Here is a 19,152-nt window from a genome sequence, read left to right on the forward strand (position 1 = left end):
ACGACGGCATCACCGGGCGACGGGTCGACTGCGCGACGGAGCGAGGAGCGGGGCGGAGAGCGGAGTGACGCGGAGTGCGGCGAGCGGTGTGACGGGCAGGACGGCCGGACGGGCCGGACGGGTCCGGAAGCGCGCGGCGGCACTGTTCTCGCGCAGGGCCGACTCGGAGATGCGCGCCCTCGCGGTCGAGCTGTCCCGGACCCTGAAGAGGCGACTCGACACGCCCGTCGACGTACGGGAACTGGCCGGAGCGCTCTGCGAGGAGATGAGCCGGCGCCGTGACGGCAGGCCCGTCCAGCTCCGTTTCGAACGCTTCCCCGACGAGATCGAGGTCACCGGTCTGTGGATGGAGTTCCACGACTTCGACCTCGTCATCGTCGAGGAGCGTGCCGAATCGGTCCAGCAACTCGTCATCCTCGGGCACGAGTTGTGGCACATGTCGGCCGGTCACGCCCACTCCCACCACCACTTCGCCGGCGCTGCGGCCGCCCGCGCCCTGTCGGACGACCCCCGCTGGCAGGAGATCGCGCTCACCGTCGCCGCCCGCAACGGCTCGCACGAGGCCGACGAGGCCGAGGCCGAGGACTTCGGTCTCCACCTCGCGAGCGTCTTCCGCTCCTGGGTGACCGGCTCCCGCCCGCAGGGCCCCGCGGACCCGGTCGGACGCGCCATCCAGGCCTCCCTGGGCTACCGCGGTCCCCAGGACTGACCCGCGATGGATCCCTCCCACTTCCTCGCCGGGATCTACATCTCCTTCTGGATACCGATCGCGGTCCTCGCCGCCGCCCTCGCCATCAAGCTGCCCAGCATCGTCACACTCTGGAAGGACCCGCTCCTTCGAGCCGTCGGCGGCCTCCTCGTCCTCGCCTGCGCCGTTTTCGTCTGCGCCGCGCCGCCGACGATCACCTGGACCAACCGCGTCACCGGCGTACCGAACATCTCGGCGCCCCTGCTCTACAGCCTCGTCACCGCCTTCGGCGGATCCTGCCTGCTGATGATCACCACCTGGCGGGGCGGCGCCACCGACCGTTCCGGGGCCACCCGCCGCGCCACCCGCTGGATCGTCGGCGCCTACGCCGGCGTGATCGTCGCGCTGTGGGTCCTGTTCGCGCTCGCCGACGCGCCCGTCGAGCGGATCCGGGACCTCGACACGTACTACGCCCGCACGCCCTTCATGCGCGAGCTGATCGTGCTCTATCTGCTCGCGCACACCGGGGCCTGCCTGATCACGTCCAAGCTGATCTGGAACTGGATCCGTACCGACGGACTCGACGTGTGGCTGCGCGGCGGGCTGAAGTTCCTGGGTGTCGGCTACACGGTGAACCTGGTCTACGACGCCACGAAGGCCGTCGCCGTCGGCGCCCGCTGGAGTGGCCACGACCTGGACTGGCTCAGCACCGCACTGGCCCCGCCGGTGGCCTCCCTCTCCGCCGTCCTGATCGCGGTCGGCTTCATCCTGCCGCACGCGGGCCAGTACCTGCACCGGCGTGCGCGCACCCGGCTCGGCCTCTGGCGGCTGCGGCCCCTGTACCGGCTGGTGCGGACGGTCGTGGGTGGGCGCGCCCCGGTCAGGCTCCGGGCCACCCCGGAACTGCGCCTGATGCGCCGGGAGACGTTCATCCGGGACGCGCTGCTCCATCTCGCCCGGTTCCTCGACGAGGACCGGCGGCGCACGGCGTACGAGGCGGCGGTCGCCCTGGGGTTCGAGGCCGGCCGGGCGCGGGCGCTCGCCCACGCGGTGACGGTGCAGGACGCCGTCAGGACCGGGAGGCGAACGCGCCGGGACGACGTCACCGCTCTGCTCGTGGACCCGGACACCGGGAACCTGCTGGCGGAGATCGAGGCCGTGTCCCGGGCCCTGCGCCGCCCCGGGGACATCCGGGCGGTGCGCGCCGTCGCGGCCGTCCCGGCCGAGCGCGTCCCGGCCCGATGAGCCCCGGGCCCCCGCGGGAACCCGGGCCGCACAGGCGGTTGTAGCCTCCCCGGAGACCAGACGTTACGAGGATGGAGTCCGCCGTGGCCCGCACAGCCGCCCGCCCCCGCATCGCGCTCGCCACCTATCGGCCGGAGGAGGGCACGGCGAGCGCGGACCGGGACCTGCCCGTGCTGAAGGGGGCCCTGGACGACGCCGGGGCGCGGGCCGAGATCGTGTACTGGGACGATCCGGCGGCCGACTGGGCGGACTTCGACCTCGTCGTCATCCGTTCGACCTGGGACTACAGCTGGCGGGTCGCGGAGTTCGTGGCGTGGGCCGAGCGGGTCGCGAAGCTCACCCGGCTGGCCAATCCGGCGGCGGTCGTGCGGTGGAACACCGACAAGCGCTACCTCGGCGAACTGGCCGCGTCCGGGGTACCGACCGTGCCGACCCGCTACCTCGCGCCCGGCGACCCCGCAGACCTTCCCGACGGCCACGAGTACGTCGTGAAGCCCACGTCGGGCGCGGGCGCGCGGCTCGCCGCCCGCTACCGGCCCGAGGAGCGGGAGACCGCGCTGCGACACCTCGCCCGTATGCACGAGAAGGGGCTGACCGCGATGGTCCAGCCCTATCTGCGCGGTGTCGACACCGCCGGCGAGCGGGCGCTGCAGTTCTTCGGCGGTCGCTTCCTGCACGCCGCCCGCAAGGGCGCCGTCCTCGCGCCCGGCACGGCGTACGACGCGGACAAGGTCCCGCACCCCCGGCTGGAGGTCTGGCAGCCGGCGCCGGCCGAACTCGCCGTCGCCGAGCGCGCGCTGGCCGCCGTACCGGACGGCCCGGACGGCGATGCCCTGCTCTACGCCCGGGTCGACGTGGTCGACGGCGACGACGGACAGCCGTGCGTCATGGAACTGGAACTGGTGGAACCCAACCTCTTCCTCCGGCTGCACCCGGAGTCGGTGCCCGTCGTCGCGGAGGCGATCATCCGGGCCGCCCGCTGACGGCCACCCGCTGCAACAGCCCCCAGGTGAACTCGGCCGCGCACTCCCGCCGTACCCCGGACGCGTCCGGGGCCGTGAGGGCGAGCCCCCAGCGGGTGGGGGCGGTGCCCTCCAGCGGCCGGGCGGGTGCGAAGGCGCGGGCGGCCTCGTCGACCGTGCAGGACCAGGGGGTCAGGTCGTCGAGGGTCCTGAGCACCGGAGCGGCGGCACCCGGTGCGCGGACCAGCCATTCGTTCCAGACCACCCCGTTCGCCAGGGCGAGAACCTCGAAGCGCAGATCCGGCCAGAGGGGGACGGGCCACAGCAGGGCCTCGCAGGCGAGGTCGCCGATCCGGCGCGGGGTGACCGACTCCGGGGTGCCGAGGACCGAGCGGTAACGGTGGGCGGCGGAACGGGAGCGCGGGGCGTGCAGCATGGCCTGCCAGCGCCGATTGGCCTCGCGCATGTCCGCGAGGGAGACACCCAGTTCACGGCGCGCGTCGTCGACGAGGTCCGGGTTGTGGTCGGCCATGCGGCGCAGCAGGACCAGTTGGAAGTCGAGCGGGGTGAAGGGGCCGGCGGGTCGCTTGGCGGGCATGGGGTCCATGGTCGCGCATCGGGGCGCACCCGCGTACGGTCCGTGCGCCTCGCCGTCCCCACCGGTCGAAACCAGCCCCCGGCACCTCGCTGCCGCCCACCCATTGCCCCTCCAAGACCACCATGAGTAGCCTGTGTTCGTCATGCCGATCATCTGTTGAAATTTCGAACATAGGGAGGGGGCCGGTTGTGGGACGCCTCGTACCTGCCGTGACCCGAGCTCTCGACATTCTCGAGCTCTTCCTCGACGGGGACGGCACGCTCTCCGCCCCCGACATCGTGCGCAGGCTGCAACTGCCGCGTACGACGGTGCACGAGCTGGTCACCACGCTCGCCGCCCGTTCGTACATCGTGCAGATGCCGGGCCAGCCCGGACGGTACCGCCTCGGTGTGCGGCCGTACCAGCTCGGCAGCCGCTACGCCGAGCAGCTGGACCTCGCGGCGGAGGGCCAGCAGGTGGCCCGCTCCGTCGCCGAGACCTGCGACGAGACGGTCCATGTGGCGATCCTGGAGGGCACGGACGTCATCTACATCGCGAAGGTCGACTCCACGCACGCCGTGCGCATGGTGTCGGCGGCGGGCCGCAGGCTCCCCGCCCACTGCACCTCCGTGGGCAAGATGCTGCTCGCCTCGCTGCCCGGTCCGGAGCTGGCCTCCCGCATCCCCGACGACGCGGACCTGTCCGCGATGACACCGAACAGCATCACCGAACCGGGCGCGCTGCGCGAGGCCCTGGCGGAGATCCGCCGCCGCGGAGTCGCCGTCGAGAGCCGGGAGTCGAACCCGGACGTCAGCTGTGTCGCCGCCCCGGTGCGCGACCGCACGGGACGGGTCGTCGCCGCGCTCTCCATCTCCGTACCGATGATCCGCTGGAGCGACGAGCGCCGTGCCGAGCTGGAACAGCTCGCCGCGAAGGGCGCGGCCGAGCTCTCCGAGCGGCTCGGACACCGGAGCGTGGCGGGATGACCGCCTTCGACGTCGCGATACGCGCCGACGCGGCCCTCGGTGAGGGCCCGACCTGGGACGCCCGCGGACAGCGGCTGATCTGGGTCGACATCCTCGGCTCCCGGGTCCACACCTACGAGCCGCTCTCCGGGCGCCGTACGGTCATGGTCACCGAGCAGCATGTGGGTGCCGCCAAGCCCCGCGCGGGCGGCGGCCTCGTGGTCAACCTCCGTGACGGCGTGGGGCTGTACGGTCCGTCCGGCTCATCCGGCTCATCCGGCTCGCCGGGTTCGCCCGAGGGGTTCCGCTGGCTGCACCGCGAGCTCGTCCCGGGCCGCCGGGGCAACGACGCCGCGGTCGCCCCCGACGGCGCGCTCTGGGCCGGCAGCATGCGCTACGACGAGGCCCGGGGCGGCGGCGCGCTGTCCCGGATCGCCGCCGACGGCACCGTGCACACCCTCCTCGACGACGTCACCGTCAGCAACGGCACGGGATGGAGCCCTGACGGCAGGCTGATGTACTACATCGACACACCGACCCGGCGGATCGACGTCTTCGACATCGGCGAGGACCAACTGCCGCGCGAAAGGCGGGCGTTGGTGACCACCGGAGCCGACGAGGGCTACCCCGACGGGCTCACCGTGGACGCCGAGGGCTGTGTCTGGGTGGCGTTCTGGGACGGTGGCGCGGTCCGCCGCTACACCCCCGACGGCGTTCTCGACCGGGTGATCGACCTCCCGGTGCGCCGCCCCACCGCCTGCGCGTTCGGCGGCGCGGACCTGACCGACCTGTACATCACCACCGCGCGTACGGGTCTGGCCGCTCCGCACCCGCTCTCCGGCTCGGTGCTCGTCGTCCCGGGCGCCGGCAAGGGTCTGGCACAGCCCGCGTTCGCCGGCTGACGGGTTCCCCGAAGGCCGGGGACCCCGATGTCCCCGGCCGGTCGCCGACCGGCCGGGGACGAGCGGGCCCCGCGGGCGGTCACCGGCCGGGAGAGTCCACCGGCGTCACCGGTACTCCTCCGGCCGCGCTGCCCAACAGCGTCAGCCGCACCGTGCCCGGACCCGCGGGTGTGGTCCCGTCCGCGAGCACGGCGAGGGCCAGAGTGTTGGCACCACGTGTGTTCAACACCCCGTTCGGCAGCACGAACGTGTGCTGGGGACCCACGTCGTTGATGTACTGGCCGAGGTTCCAGCCGTTCAGGAAGATCTGGACACGGTAGGCGCGGGACGGGTCGTCGGCGAGGGTGAGCCCGATCGAGGCGTCCACGGCGGGGTCCACCGCGAGCCGGAACCCGGTGCGGTACCAGCAGACCCCCTGCCCCCGCCGCGCCCGCGGGAACTCCACGGACTGCCAGCCGCCTTCCGCGAATCCGGGCAGATGCCAGCCCTGCCGCTCCCCGTACAGGCCGCCGTGGTTCAGCGGCCCGCGCACCGGGTCCGCCGCCGCGGCACCCTGGATCCGCCAGCGCAGTGCGGGCGCGGCGCCGCCGAAGGTCACGGCCGTCAGCCCGCGGGCCGCCTTGTGGGTGTCGCGGGCCGCGCCGTCCTCGTCGTGCTGCATCCGGCGCACGAGGACGGACAGCACGTGCGGTCCCTTCGCCCGGCGGACCTCCGGCGTGATCGGGAAGGTGGCCGTGGCGGCCCAGGTCCCCTGCCGCACCGTCTTCTTGTCCGGCACCGGCATCCGGTGCGTGCCCAGCGGCTTGCCGTCGAGCCACGCCATCAGCAGCCCCTGAGTGCCCGTGACGTACGACAGGTTCACCGACTCCGCGCCGCTCATGTCCGCGAAATGACCCCGGTACCAGACGTCCCCGTAGTGGAAGCCGTAGTCGTCGGCGAAGAGCACGGGCTGCCCGGCCGGCACGGGGGTGACACTGTGCGAGGACCTCCGGTCCGCGGTCCGCCAGGCCGAGTCGTCGAAACCGGCGGTGGACTCCGGGTTCTCGGCGCGATGGCGCCACTTCGCCAGCGCCGGGAGCTTCACGGCCGGTACACCGGGCAGCCGGCGCTCGGCCAGCAGACTGCCGGACGCGGTGGCGCGGGTGCGCGGCGTGCCCTTGTTCCAGACCACGCCGTTCACCCCGCGCGGCCCCCACACCTCCAGGTCCGCGGCCGTCACCGTGTCCCCGGTGAGATGGACGGTCGTGCCGCGCAGGTCCGCGGTGCGCACCAGGGCCGGGCCGCGCACCAGGACCGGGCCCGACGGGGTGTCGTGACGCCACAGCCGCGCGGAGGCCGCGTCGTCGGCGAGGAGCAGCAGCAGCGGCGTCGTACTGCCGCCTCCTTCCACCAGCACGCGGGTCAGGCCGCCGAGTTCGGCGTCGATGCGCAGCAGGCCGTGCGCGTGCGTATGGCGGGCGCTGCCTTCCAGCACGGTGACCTTCGGCGCGCTCGCGCACTCCAGGACCGTCCAGGTCGGTTCGCCCGCGCGCCCCGTGAACACCGCGATGTCCTGGCGTCCGGCGGCCAGCCGCATCATGGGCTGCGCGGTGGAGTACCGCAGTGTCCGCCGCCCGAGGGAGAGTCCGGTGGCGAGCAGCCGGGCGTCGAGACCGGGAAGGGCCACGCGGACGCTCTCCCCGGCGAGGGTGACGCCGGCCACGACGTCGGCCGGCCGGTCGTTGCGCAGCACGTGGAAGTGCGCCCTGGTGTCCGGATTGACGAGGTGGTACGCCGTGATCCCGGCGTCGGCCCGCGATCCGCCGCTGCCGTCGCCGACCGCGACGTCCGGCGCCCGGTCCAGCTTGGCGAGGTCGGGCACGGAGTGCAGGAGCTGCCCGATCTGGTGCATCGGGACGAGCTTCGGGGTCGGCCTGCGGGCCTCGTCGAGGGCCGCGCCGTAGTCGTACGACGTGTAGACGACCGGTGCCGGCAGCCAGCCCCACGACGTGCCGCCGAAGGTCATGTAGACGTTGTGGACCTTGATGCCGTTGGCGAGGTTGGTGAGGTAGAAGCGCCGCTCGTACGCCGCGTCCCGGGTCCGGGCCGACCCCGCGTATCCCTCGCCGTCGAACTCCACCCCGCCCCACGGGTCGAACCAGCCACCGCCGAACTCGGCCAGGAATCCCGGGGTCCCGGGGCTCGCGGTCGCGCCGCCCTTCGTCCCGCCGACGCCGAAGTAGCCCCAGTCCGGCGGCGCTTCGGACGGGGACGGGTAGCCGTCGAAGCCGTACAGGTAACGGCCCCTCTCCCCATGGGTGTCGAAGGTCCCGGGTGCCCAGTGGCCGTTCCTTCCCTTGTCGTTGTGGAACAGCGGTACGTCGATGCCGTCGGCGCGGACCTTGGCGTAGAGGTGGGCCATGTAGTCGCGGCCGAGCGGGCTGGTGACGTTGTTCGCGTACTCGTTCTCCAGCTGGTAGAGGACGATCGTGCCGCCGCCGTCGGTGTGGAGGTGCCGGGCCGCGACCCGGTTCACGGCCGTGAGCCACTCGTCGACGTAGGCCAGATAGGCCGGGTCGGAGGTCCGGGCGGTGCCCGGGGTGACCGTCAGCCAGCCCGGGAAGCCGCCCGCGTCGACCTCGGCGTTGATGTACGGGCCCGGCCGCAGGATCACGTACAGGCCCGTCTCGGCCGCCGTGCGCAGGAACAGACCGAGGTCGCGGACGCCTGTGAAGTCGTAGTGCCCGGGGGCGGGGGAGTGGAAGTTCCAGGAGACGTAGACGCTGATCGTGTTGTAGCCGTGGGCGCGCAGCTTCTGCAGCACGTCGCGCCAGAGGGAGGGGCTCGGCAGCCGGAAGGGGTGGACCTCGCCGGACCACAGGACCACCCGCCTGCCGTCGATCAGCATGGAGTAGCTGTCGAACCCGATGGTGTGCCGCCGTCCGTCCGCGCCGGGCGGTCCGGGCGCGGGTCCCGTGGGCACGGTGCCGACCGCGTACGCGCCGCCGTCCCCGCTGCCGCCCAGCGTGAGGCCCAGCGCGGCGGTGCCGGCGAGTGCGCTGAAGGTACGTCTGCTCAACACCATGCGGGGCCTCCCAGGGGCAGCGGCGCGACTGTGATCATTGTCCACAGCGATACGGCCGACCCCGGTCATATCAGGGTCCCGGCGCGGCCACGGCGTCCGGGACCTCAGGCGCGGGTGACGGCGTACGTGAGGAAGTCGGACCAGGTGACGGGGGAGAGGGTGAGGCGGGGACCCTGGGGATCCTTGGAGTCACGGACGTGGACGGTGCGCGGCGAGGTGGCGACCTCGACGCAGTCGCCGTCGCCGCCGCTGCTGTAGCTCGACTTGAACCACGCCGGTCCGCTGGTGCTCATAACTCTCCTCGCATCCGCTCCAACAGGCTCAGCGAGTCCGTGATGGTGAGAGCCTGTGAACGCATCCTGGCATAGCGCCGTTGGAGGACGCTGATCTCCCTCAGATCGGGGATGAGCAAGCCGCCTCGCTGTCCTTCGCAGTAGGCGAACCATGTGTTCTCCGGCGTCTCCAAGAGCTGCATGGGACCATCCAGCCCCGCATGCGTCTCCCGTACCTGCGGCATGACCTGGATCTCGACGTTCCGTAGCCCGGCGATCTCCAGGACGTGATCGATGAGCCCCCGTGCGACCTCCACCCCGCCCGTGCGCCGCAGGAGCACGCCCTCCTCCAGGATGAAACCGAACGCCGTGTTCGGCCGCGCCCGCAGCAGTCGTTGCCGTTCCGCCCGCGCCACCCACTGTGCCTCGATCTGCGCGTCGTCCAACGGGGGCAGTTGGTTCGTGAACAGCGTGCGCGCGTACGCCTCGGTCTGCAACAACCCCGGAATCAGGCGGCATTCGTACGTGTAGAGGGTGATCGCGGTCGCCTCCAGCCGCGCCCACTGCCGGAACCACGCCGCGAGCCCCGGCTGCCGTGCCAGATGCCCCGCAGCCTTCCGTAACGCTCCCGTGTTCCCCAGTACCTCCTCCGCCCGCTCCACGAACGTCGGGTCCGGCATACGGCGCCCCAACTCCACCGACGCCACGGTGTGTCTGGAGAACCGCACGCGTTCGCCGAACTCCTCGCGGCTCAGCCCCGCGTGCTCCCGCAGGGCCTGTACGACCGCACCGAACGTCCGCAGACTGTCGGACGAATCAGGCTCGCCACCCGTCCCCACCGCACCCTCGACCGCCATGGTCACCTCCCGCGACCATGGTCACGCCCGGTGACCGGTACTGTCCACCCCGTCACCGCGTACGCTCCCGCGGCGTACGCGGCGCGGACCTGGTGAAGCAGGCCTGAGGACCGTCAGATTGGGGGCATGACCGCACCGCCCACCCCCCGACGCCCGGTTACCGTACGTGTGTTCACGCAGCGCTTCAGTGCCACTCCGCGCGGCGCCCGTCTCGCCCGCCACCTCGCCCTGAACCAGTTGCACACCTGGGGCGTCCCGCACGGCACGGACGCCTCCGACACGGCCGCCGTGATCGTCGCCGAGCTGGCCGCCAACGCGGTGACCCACGGCCGGGTGCCCGGCCGCGACTTCGAGCTGCGGCTCTCCCTCGTCACGGGCAGCGTCCGGGTCGAGGTGACCGACACGCGCGACGGGGCGTGTCCGCCGGGACCTGGCGACGTACCGCCCGCGGACCCGCTCGACGAACACGGGCGCGGGCTCGTCCTCGTCGAGGCGCTCGCCGACCGGTGGGAGGTGCTGCACCGGGAGCCGCCCGGCAAGACGGTCCGGGCCGAGATCGACCTGCCGGGCTGGTCGGCCGCGGCCGGACGGACGGGCGGCAGGTGAACGGGAGGGCGCGGGCCGGCGCGCGGTCAGCGCGCCGGTGCGCCGAACCATCTCGGCAGGTGGCCGAGCAGATCGGCCCGGTCCTCGCCGGCCCAGGCGACATGACCGTCCGGACGCAACAGCACGGCGGGCACGTCCAGCTCCCCGCCGGCGTCGACGACGTGGTCGACCCGGTCCGCCCAGCCCGTCACCGAGAGCCGGCCCGTCCGGTCGAGCAGCAGCCCGCGGCCGGCGTGTGTCAGCCCGTAGAGGCGGCCCCGCCTCAGCTCCATGTCGCGCATCCGCCGCCCGAGCAGGTCGTGCCCCTCGCCGAAGTCGTAGCGGACCCCGATCGCGGTGATCATCTCGGTCACGTACCGGTTCACCTCCTCGAAGTCCATCAGCTTCGAGAACAGCTCGCGCAGCGCCACCGCCCCCGGCTCGGTCCCCAGCAGCGTGATCTGCGCGCGGGTGTTGTCCAGTACGCGCGCGCCCACCGGGTGGCGTTCGGCGTGGTAGCTGTCCAGGAGGCCCTCCGGTGCCCAGCCGCCGACCGCGGCGGCCAGCTTCCAGCCGAGGTTGAACGCGTCCTGGATGCCGAGGTTGAGCCCCTGGCCGCCGGTCGGCGGATGGATGTGCGCCGCGTCGCCGGCCAGCATGACCCGGCCGACCCGGTAGCGCTCGGCCTGCCGGGTCGCGTCGCTGAAGCGCGACAGCAGGCGCGGCGAGTGCACGCCGAAGTCGGTGCCCGCGACCGCCCGCAGCCGCTGTCTGAACTCCTCCAGGGTGGGCGCGGTGGCGCGGTCCTCCGCCACCCGTTCCGCGGGCACGAGGACGCGGTAGGTCCCGTCCCCGTTGGAGAGGGCGCCGAACCGCAGCTGGGTCCTGCGGACCTCCGCGACGACGGCGTCGACCGTCGCGCGGTCCTCGGTCATCTCCATGTCGCCCAGCAGCGTCTCGACCCTGGCGGGCTCCCCGGGGAAGCCGACACCGAGCAGCCCGCGCACCACACCGCGCCCACCGTCGCACCCGACGAGATACCGCGCGCGCAACCGCGTGCCGTCCGCGAGATCGACGCTCACCCCGGCACCGGCACCGTTCTCGTCCTGCCCCAGCCCGACCACCTCACGGCCGCGCCGGATCTCGGCACCGAGTTCCAGGGCCCGTTCGTGGAGCAGGCGCTCGGTGACCGGCTGCGGGGTGGAGAGGCCGTAGGGGTGCGCCGTGTCCACCCCGTCGGGCCACGGCTTGCGGACGCCGCCGAAGAAACCGCCGGCCCGGAACTTCTCACTGACGGCGAGGAACCGGTCCAGCAGGCCGCGCTGGTCCATGATCTCGACGCTGCGCGCGTGCAGGCCGCGCCCGCGGGACTCCGCGGTCGGCTCGGACAGCTTGTCCAGCACGACCACGCGCACACCGTGCAGCCGCAGTTCGCAGGCGAGCATCAGCCCGGTCGGTCCGCAGCCGACCACGATCACGTCAATCATCCGAACGCCCGTTCAAGGAGAGGGGAGACCGGCCGGACACTCCGCGCGCTCGGGTGACGCTTACGGCCGCGCGCGATCCGGGACGGGACCCGGGCAAAGGCGCACGTACCTCGTGGAGTCGGCATTTCGCCAGGTTCCGGCCTCGGTCGACGATTCTGCGGCACGACCGGGGCCTTGCCGCAAGCCCCCTGGCGCGCTGTACGCTGAAGGGGGCAAGGAGCGGGAGATCTCCTTGCCCTTCGTCATGTACGCGGCCTTACGTGTGCGCGGCCCCAAGGGCTGCCCCGTGATCCCCGGTGGATCGGCGCGCGGCCTCGGACGCGGTGCGTCGCGAGGCGGAGGGGCGTCCTCGTACCGGACGCATTCGGGCGACCCCGACGACGCGGCGAGGTGAAGTGGCCGTCGTCGTGCGCCCGCCGGGGATCAGGGGACAGCCCTCAGCCGACCTGGTTGTACACGGCTCCGGCGGCGGGCCAGCCCATCGGCTGCGGCGCGGGCTCCGGTTCCGGCTGGGTGCGGCCCCGGACCTGGGCGGCGGTCAGTCCGCCGTTGCGCAGGCCGGGCATCGCCGGCTGGCCGAGCCCGGCGGCGGGAGCGGGGCTCATCCCCGGCATGCCCGGCATCCCCGGCATTCCGGGTGCGCCGGGCATGCTCGGCATGGCCGGTACGGGGGCCTGCGCGACCGCGGGCATCGGGGCGGGCGGCATCTGGGCGACCGCGGGCATGGGCTGCTGCGGCGGCGCCGCCGGCGGCATGGGAGCCATCGGCGGCATCATGGCGGCCGCCGGCGCGGGGGCGGGGGCGGGCATCATGGCCGCCGCCGGAGCCGGGGCGGGCATCAGTCCGGGCATGCCGCCGGGCAGTTGTGCCGGGGCCTGAGCCGGGCCCGGCCAGGTCTGCGCGGGCGGCAGACCCATCGCGGCGGCCTGCGCGGCCAGCGGCATGCCGACCCCGTTCGTCTCGCTGATCAGACGGTCCACCGCCGCCGTGCCCGAGCTGTAGGCGGTCCCTGTGCTCGGCTCGGGCACGGCGGCTCCCCTCCTGGACCCGTAGAGCACCTGCTCCAGGCCGGACACCAGGCGACGCACGTCCACCTGGGGGCGCACCACGAGTCTCAGGAAGCGACTGGACGAACCGATCTTGTTGCCGCACTCGCGGACCAGGATCCGGTGCTCGGTGAGCAGCCGGTCGCGGACGACGGTGCCCTCGGCACCCACGGGCAGCCGTACGAACAGGAAGTTGCCCTGCGAGGGGTAGACCGTCAGACCGGGCAGCGCGGTCAGCTGACGGGCCATGTCGAGCCGGTCGCGGCGCACCAGGTGCAGGCTCTCCATGTACTCGGCGCCGTGCTCCTTGAGCATGAACACCACGGTCTCCGCGAAGGAGTTGAGGTTCCACTTGGGCAGCATGGAGCGGATCCTGCCCGCGAGCGCGGGGTTGGCCACGAGGTAGCCGAACCGGATGCCGTGCAGGCCGAAGTTCTTGCCGAGGCTGCGCAGCACGATGACGTTGGGCCGCAGCACCGCCTCCTCGACGACACTCGGCTCGTTCTCCGCGTCGGCGAACTCCAGGAACGACTCGTCGATGATCACCAGGTCGAGGTCCTGGAGCGCGTCCATGAAGTTCACGACCGTCTGCCGGCTCAGGAAGCCGCCGTCGGGATTGTTGGGGTTGCAGATGACGGCGACCCGGGTGCCCCGGGCACGGATGAAGTCGACGTACTTCGCGGGGTCGAGGGCGAAGGCCGCCGACTCCTGGAGCGGGAACATGTCGACGCGCTTGCCGGTCTCCATCGGCTGGTCGGTCCAGCGGCCGAAGGTGGGGACGGGGATGGCGAGGGACTCGCGGACCAGCAGGTGGTCGATCCAGGTGATCAGTTCCGTGGAACCGTTGCCCATGGCGACACAGCTCGGCGGGAGCCGGAGCAGCGCGCACAGTTCGGCGGTGATGGTGTCGGCGCTGCTCGGGTAGTACGTGATGATCTCGCGCAGCCGCCCGGCCAGTTCGTCGAACATGCCCGGCGTGGGGAAGTACGGGTTGCACGGGATGCAGAAGTCGATCGGGCCGACTCCGTCGCTCTCGCGGGCGAGCGCAGCCATCGAGGGGCTGTGCGCCGCAGTACCGCGGAACAGCGAGGCGACGTTGTCGGCCATGGAACCTCCGTCTCTGGGTGGCCCGTGCGGGGGAGCACGGGCCGCCCTCTCATACGGAGACGGGGGTGGTGCTGTTCAACTCGTGAGAATCCGGTGACGGTCCGGTCTCCGGGGCAACCTCAGGGGCCCGGACCGCGTCCGCGCGAGGCTTCGTGGGCGTCAGGCGCTGAAGGAGTGCACCGTCGTCGTGCGGTAGGTGCTGCCCGGGCGCAGCACCGTCGAGGGGAAGGAGGGACGGTTCGGGGAGTCCGGGAAGTGCTGGGTCTCCAGACACATGCCGTCGCCCTGCCGGTAGGTGTGTCCGGAGGTGCCCACCAGCGTGCCGTCCAGGAAGTTGCCCGAGTAGAACTGCACGCCCGGCTGGTCGGTCGCGATCTTCAGGGTGCGGCCGGAGCCCGGGTCACGCAGGGTGGCGATGTGCTCGGGCCGGGCGGTGACGCCCTTGTCGAGCACCCAGTTGTGGTCGAAGCCCTTGGCGGTGACCAGTTGGGGGTGGCCGACCCGGATGTCGCGGCCGATCGGCTTGGCGTGCCGGAAGTCGAAGGGGGTGCCCGCGACCCCGGCCAGCTCGCCGGTGGGGATCAGGCCGGCGTCGGTGGGGGTGAAGCGCCGCGCGGCCAGCGTGAGTTCGTGGTCGTAGATGCCGCCGCGGCCCTCACCGGCGAGGTTGTAGTAGGTGTGGTTGGTGAGGTTGACGACGGTGGCCTTGTCGGTGGTGGCCTCGTAGTCGATGCGCCAGTCGCCGTGCCGGGTGAGGGTGTAGGTCACCTTCACCCTGAGCGTGCCCGGGTAGCCCATCTCGCCGTCGATGCTGGTGTAGTGCAGGTGCAGGCCGACGTCGGACCCGGAGGTGAAGCCCTCGATGTCCCAGACCTTGGTGTTGAAGCCCTTGGCCCCGCCGTGCAGGCTGTTCACGCCGTCGTTGACGGAGAGCTGGTAGGTCTTGCCGTCCAGGGTGAAACGGCCGCCCGCTATGCGGTTGCCGTAGCGGCCGATCGTCGCCCCGAAGAACGTCGTACCGGCGACGTAGGACGCCAGGTTGTCGTATCCGAGGGAGACGTTCGCGTAGCGGCCGTGCCGGTCGGGGATCTCCAGGGACTGGATGATCCCGCCGTAGGAAATGACCTTCAGACGCGTGCCGCCGTTCGCGAGCGACCAGCGGTGGATCTTGGTGCCGTCGGCGAGCCTGCCGAAGAGCTCCTTCACCGGCTTCCCGGCCCCGGTGCCGGCGTGTGCGGTGCCGACGGTGGCCGCGGTGACGCCCGCGGCCGCGGCTGCGGCGATGATCGTTCGTCTGCTGGTTTCCATGTGCGGCTCCTGCAGTGGAAGTTGAAGGCCCCCACCGGAGTGGGGGCCCTAGCGACTTACGAACCGACCTTGCGCTTGTTCCACACGTCGAACCCGACCGCGGCCAGCAGTACCAGGCCCTTGATGACCTGCTGCCAGTCGCTGCCGATGCCGACGAGGTTCATACCGTTGTTCAGCACGCCCAGGACGAGACCACCGATGATCGCGCCGAGGACCGTGCCCACGCCGCCGCTCATCGACGCACCGCCGATGAACGAGGCCGCGATCGCTTCGAGTTCGAAGTTCAGACCGGCCTTGGGCGAGGCCGCGTTGAAGCGGGCGGCGAAGACCAGACCCGCCAGGGCCGCGAGCATGCCCATGTTCAGGAAGACCAGGAAGGTGACCTTCTTGTCCTTCACACCCGACAGCTTCGCCGCCGGGAGGTTGCCGCCGATCGCGTAGATGTGCCGGCCGATGACCGCGTTGCGCATCAGGTAGCCGAAGCCGGCCACCAGGACACCGAGGATCAGCAGGACCACCGGAGCGCCCTTGTAACTGGCGAGCAGCATGGTGACGGTGAGCACGGCGGCGATCAGCGCGACGAGCTTGAGCAGGAAGAGGTTCCTGGGCAGGACGCCGAGTGAGAACTCCTGCTGCCGCTTGCGGTCGCGGACCTCCTGGAACACCACGAAGGCGATCAGGGCGATGCCGAGCAGCAGCGTGAGGTTGTGGTAGTTCGTGTTGGGCCCGACCGCGGGCAGGAAGCTGTTGGCGACCTTCTGCAGACCCTCGGGGAAGGGGCCGATCGTCTGGCCCTTGAGGAAGATCTCGGTCAGACCGCGGAAGGTCAGCATGCCCGCCAGGGTCACGATGAACGACGGTATGCCGAGATACGCGATGAGGAAGCCCTGTGCCGCACCCGCGGCCGCGCCGATGGCCAGGCACAGCACCAGGGCGAGCGGCCAGGAGATGTCGTGGTTGACCATCAGCACGGCGCCGATCGCGCCCACGAACGCCGTCAGCGAGCCGACCGACAGGTCGATGTGGCCCGCGATGATGATGAGCATCATGCCGATCGCGAGGATCAGGATGTAGCTGTTCTGCAGCACCAGGTTGGACACGTTGCGCGGCAGCAGCAGGTCGCCGTCGGTCCACACGGCGAACAGCACCACGATCAGACCCAGGGCGAACAGCATGCCGTACTGCCGCATGTTGCGGCGCATGCCGTCGAGGATCAGCTGCAGCAGGCCCTCACCGGCGGCCGGCCCGCTCTTTCCCGGCGGCGCGGGGGCCGGCGTCTTGGCGGTCACATCCGTGCTCATCGCGTTACCTCTTTGTCCTTCGTCATCTGACGCATCAGCGATTCCTGCGAGGCCTCCGCCCGCGAGAACTCACCGGTCAGCCGTCCCGCTGCCATCGTGTAGATGCGGTCGCACATGCCGAGCAGCTCCGGCAGCTCGGAGGAGATGAAGACGACCGCCTTGCCCTCGGCCGCCAGTTTGTCGATGACCGTGTAGATCTCGAACTTGGCGCCCACGTCGATCCCGCGGGTCGGCTCGTCGAGGATCAGCACCTCCGGGCCGGCGAAGATCCACTTGCTCAGGACGACCTTCTGCTGGTTGCCGCCCGACAGCTTGCCCACCGGCTCGAACACCGTGGGTGCCTTGATGTTCATCGACTTGCGGAAGCCCTCGGAGACCTGCCGCTCCTCGTGCTCGTCGACGATCCCGCGCTTGGCGACCTTGCCCAGGGCGCTGAGCGTGATGTTGCGGTTGATCGTGTCGATGAGGTTGAGACCGTAGTGCTTGCGGTCCTCGGTGACGTACGCGATCCCGTGCCCGACCGCCTCGGACACGGTCTTGGTCCGGATCTCCGCGCCGTCCCTGAGCACCGTGCCGCCCGCGTAGCGGCCGTAGGCGCGCCCGAAGACGTTCATCGCCAGTTCGGTGCGGCCGGCGCCCATCAGCCCGGCGATACCGACGATCTCGCCGCGCCGCACGGTGATCGACACGTCGTCGACCACCTTGCGCTGCTGGTCGATCGGGTGGAACACGGTCCAGTCGCGGATCTCCAGGGCGGGCGCGGCGCCCTCCTCCGGGTGGTGCGGGGTCCGCTCCGGGAAGCGGTGTTCCAGGTCGCGGCCGACCATGCCGCTGATGATCCGGTCCTCGGTGGTCTCCGCGGCCTTCACGTCGAGGGTCTCGATGGTCCGGCCGTCGCGCAGGATGGTCACCGAGTCCGCGACCCGCTCGATCTCGTTCAGCTTGTGGGAAATGATGATCGAGGTCATGCCCTGGTTCTTCAACTCCAGGATGAGATCCAGGAGTTTGCCGCTGTCCTCGTCGTTCAGGGCGGCGGTCGGCTCGTCCAGGATGAGCAGCTTCACCTTCTTCGACAGCGCCTTCGCGATCTCGACGAGCTGCTGCTTGCCCACGCCGATGTCGGCGACCCGGGTCTGCGGGTTCTCGTCGAGCCCGACCCGCCGCAGCAGCTCGGAGGCGTGCCGCAGCGTGTCGGACCAGCTGATGAGCCCGCGGGTGGCGTGCTCGTTGCCGAGGAAGATGTTCTCCGCGATGGAGAGGTAGGGCACCAGGGCCAGCTCCTGGTGGATGATCACGATGCCGTGCTGCTCACTGGCCCTGATGTCCTTGAAGGTGCAGACCTCCGATTCGAAGAGGATGTCCCCTTCGTAACTTCCGTGCGGGTGAACGCCGGAGAGGACCTTCATCAAGGTCGACTTGCCGGCGCCGTTCTCCCCGCAGATGGCATGGACCTCGCCCTGCTGGACGGTCAGAGTGACGTCCGACAGCGCCTTGACGCCGGGAAAGGTCTTGACGATCGAGCGCATTTCCAGGACGGGTCCCGCCATGGTCGTGCCTTCCAATCACTAGGAGGTGGCGGTTACTTGAGGTCGCTGTCCTTGTAGTAGCCGGTGGCGACCAGTTCCTTCTCGTAGTTGGTCTTGTCGACGCTGACCGGCTGGAGCAGGTACGCGGGGACGACCTTGGTGCCGTTGTCGTAGGTCTTGTCGTCGTTGATCTCGGGCTTCTTGCCCTTGAGCGACGCGTCGACCATGTTCGAGGCCACCTTGGCCAGCTCGCGGGTGTCCTTGTAGACGGTCATCGTCTGCTCGCCGGCGATGATCGACTTCACCGACGCGAGTTCGGCGTCCTGGCCGGACACGATCGGCAGCGGCTTGCCCTTGGACCCGTAGTCGTCCGACTTCAGCGACGAGAGGATGCCGATGGAGATGCCGTCGTAGGGCGAGAGCACCGCGTCGACGTGGGCCGTCTTGTACGCCGAGGTCAGGATGTCGTCCATGCGCTTCTGCGCGGTGCCGCCGTCCCAGCGCAGCGTGGTGACCTGGTTCAGCTGCGTCTGGCCGGACTTGACGACGAGCTGCTTCTTGTCGATGTACGGCTGCAGGACGTTCATCGCGCCCTGGAAGAAGTACTTCGTGTTGTTGTCGTCGTTCGAGCCCGCGAACAGCTCGATGTTGAAGGGGCCCTTCTTGCTGCCGTCCTTCAGGCCGAGCTTGTCGACGATGTAACCGGCCTGCAGCTCGCCGACCTTGGTGTTGTCGAACGACGCGTAGTAGTCGACGTTCTTGGTGCCGAGGATCAGGCGGTCGTAGGAGATCACCGGGATCTTGGCGTCGGCGGCCTGCTGGAGCACGTTGTTCATCGACTTGTTGTCGATGGCCGCGATGATCAGGGCCTTCACACCCTGGGTGATCATGTTCTCGATCTGCGAGACCTGCTGGTCGGGGTCGTCCTCACCGAAGGCCAGCTTGGTCTTGTACCCCTTGGACTGAAGGTCCTTGACCACGTTGTTGCCGTCCCCGATCCAGCGCTCGGAGGACTTGGTCGGCATCGAGATGCCGATGGTGGCTCCCTTGATGTCCTTGCTGTCGCTCTTGCTGCCGCCGTCACTGCTCTGGCCGCAGGCGGACAGGGACAGGGCGAGGGACGCGGCGCCGGCTATGGCGGTGAGGGCAGCTCTGCGATTGCGCATGATCATCTTCCTTGATGTCGTGGACCGGGCTCGGCCTCGCGATGCGGGGACGCTCCGTGGGGCGATGCGAAGAAAAGACCGAGGAGAGGTGTGT

Annotated in this window: 16 protein-coding genes; 6 read left to right on the plus strand and 10 right to left on the minus strand. The window is 70.9% G+C overall.

The genetic code is table 11. From position 1 onward, the window contains the following. Positions 1-169 precede the first annotated feature (169 nt). The 3 genes from GFH48_RS27135 to GFH48_RS27145 all read left to right on the plus strand — a co-directional run bounded on the left by GFH48_RS27135 (position 170) and on the right by GFH48_RS27145 (position 2,916). A complete protein-coding gene (locus GFH48_RS27135; RefSeq protein ID WP_153293130.1) occupies positions 170-709 on the plus strand; it encodes a toxin-antitoxin system, toxin component family protein in 540 nt (179 codons plus the stop codon). A 6-nt stretch (positions 710-715) separates the two neighbouring features. After that, entirely contained in the window at positions 716-1,933 is a 1,218-nt protein-coding gene (locus tag GFH48_RS27140; protein ID WP_153290748.1) for an MAB_1171c family putative transporter, read from the plus strand. A gap of 71 nt (positions 1,934-2,004) precedes the next feature. After that, positions 2,005-2,916, plus strand: a complete 912-nt coding sequence (locus GFH48_RS27145) for an ATP-grasp domain-containing protein (RefSeq protein ID WP_153290749.1) — start codon at positions 2,005-2,007, stop codon at positions 2,914-2,916. On the opposite strand, the gene GFH48_RS27150 is transcribed toward GFH48_RS27145, so the two are convergent. Beyond that, positions 2,897-3,502 (minus strand): hypothetical protein, encoded by a 606-nt coding sequence (locus GFH48_RS27150; RefSeq protein WP_153290750.1) that lies wholly within the window; start codon positions 3,500-3,502, stop codon positions 2,897-2,899. The two genes, GFH48_RS27145 and GFH48_RS27150, sit on opposite strands and share 20 nt — an antisense overlap. 179 nt (positions 3,503-3,681) lie before the next feature. Between GFH48_RS27150 and GFH48_RS27155 the strand changes: the two genes are divergently transcribed. Both GFH48_RS27155 and GFH48_RS27160 read left to right on the plus strand, forming a co-directional pair. After that, positions 3,682-4,458 (plus strand): IclR family transcriptional regulator, encoded by a 777-nt coding sequence (locus tag GFH48_RS27155; protein ID WP_153290751.1) that lies wholly within the window; start codon positions 3,682-3,684, stop codon positions 4,456-4,458. Further along, the gene (locus GFH48_RS27160) at positions 4,455-5,339 is read left to right on the plus strand and encodes an SMP-30/gluconolactonase/LRE family protein (protein ID WP_153290752.1); all 885 of its coding nucleotides are present in this window, start codon (positions 4,455-4,457) and stop codon (positions 5,337-5,339) included. Before GFH48_RS27155 ends, GFH48_RS27160 begins: the two co-directional genes overlap by 4 nt. A gap of 79 nt (positions 5,340-5,418) precedes the next feature. On the opposite strand, the gene GFH48_RS27165 is transcribed toward GFH48_RS27160, so the two are convergent. The 3 genes from GFH48_RS27165 to GFH48_RS27175 form a co-directional block, all read right to left on the minus strand. Further along, positions 5,419-8,403 (minus strand): beta-galactosidase, encoded by a 2,985-nt coding sequence (locus GFH48_RS27165; protein WP_153290753.1) that lies wholly within the window; start codon positions 8,401-8,403, stop codon positions 5,419-5,421. Positions 8,404-8,507: 104 nt separating this feature from the next. Beyond that, a complete protein-coding gene (locus tag GFH48_RS27170; RefSeq protein ID WP_153290754.1) occupies positions 8,508-8,696 on the minus strand; it encodes a DUF397 domain-containing protein in 189 nt (62 codons plus the stop codon). Continuing rightward, positions 8,693-9,532 (minus strand): helix-turn-helix domain-containing protein, encoded by an 840-nt coding sequence (locus GFH48_RS27175; RefSeq protein ID WP_153290755.1) that lies wholly within the window; start codon positions 9,530-9,532, stop codon positions 8,693-8,695. Before GFH48_RS27175 ends, GFH48_RS27170 begins: the two co-directional genes overlap by 4 nt. 126 nt (positions 9,533-9,658) lie before the next feature. Here GFH48_RS27175 and GFH48_RS27180 point away from each other — a divergent pair, with 126 nt between their 5' ends. Next, a complete protein-coding gene (locus tag GFH48_RS27180) occupies positions 9,659-10,138 on the plus strand; it encodes an ATP-binding protein (RefSeq protein WP_153290756.1) in 480 nt (159 codons plus the stop codon). Between the two features lie 26 nt (positions 10,139-10,164). Here the strand turns inward: GFH48_RS27180 and rox are convergent, their stop codons facing one another. The 6 genes from rox to chvE all read right to left on the minus strand — a co-directional run bounded on the left by rox (position 10,165) and on the right by chvE (position 19,064). After that, on the minus strand, positions 10,165-11,604 hold the full coding sequence (gene rox / locus GFH48_RS27185; RefSeq protein ID WP_153290757.1) for a rifampin monooxygenase: 1,440 nt from the start codon (positions 11,602-11,604) through the stop codon (positions 10,165-10,167). 437 nt (positions 11,605-12,041) lie between these two features. After that, the gene (locus tag GFH48_RS27190) at positions 12,042-13,757 is read right to left on the minus strand and encodes a pyridoxal phosphate-dependent aminotransferase (protein ID WP_153290758.1); all 1,716 of its coding nucleotides are present in this window, start codon (positions 13,755-13,757) and stop codon (positions 12,042-12,044) included. Between the two features lie 159 nt (positions 13,758-13,916). Next, positions 13,917-15,065, minus strand: coding sequence for an aldose epimerase family protein (locus tag GFH48_RS27195; RefSeq protein ID WP_153290759.1), 1,149 nt, complete (start codon positions 15,063-15,065; stop codon positions 13,917-13,919). 56 nt (positions 15,066-15,121) lie between these two features. Continuing rightward, the gene (gene mmsB, locus GFH48_RS27200) at positions 15,122-16,366 is read right to left on the minus strand and encodes a multiple monosaccharide ABC transporter permease (RefSeq protein ID WP_153290760.1); all 1,245 of its coding nucleotides are present in this window, start codon (positions 16,364-16,366) and stop codon (positions 15,122-15,124) included. Then, the gene (gene mmsA / locus GFH48_RS27205; protein ID WP_153290761.1) at positions 16,363-17,913 is read right to left on the minus strand and encodes a multiple monosaccharide ABC transporter ATP-binding protein; all 1,551 of its coding nucleotides are present in this window, start codon (positions 17,911-17,913) and stop codon (positions 16,363-16,365) included. The genes mmsB and mmsA overlap by 4 nt, the downstream gene beginning before the upstream one ends. A gap of 32 nt (positions 17,914-17,945) precedes the next feature. Next, a complete protein-coding gene (gene chvE / locus GFH48_RS27210; protein WP_153290762.1) occupies positions 17,946-19,064 on the minus strand; it encodes a multiple monosaccharide ABC transporter substrate-binding protein in 1,119 nt (372 codons plus the stop codon). Between the last annotated feature and the right edge of the window lie 88 nt (positions 19,065-19,152).

This window comes from Streptomyces fagopyri (genome assembly GCF_009498275.1).
GTDB lineage: Bacteria > Actinomycetota > Actinomycetes > Streptomycetales > Streptomycetaceae > Streptomyces > Streptomyces fagopyri.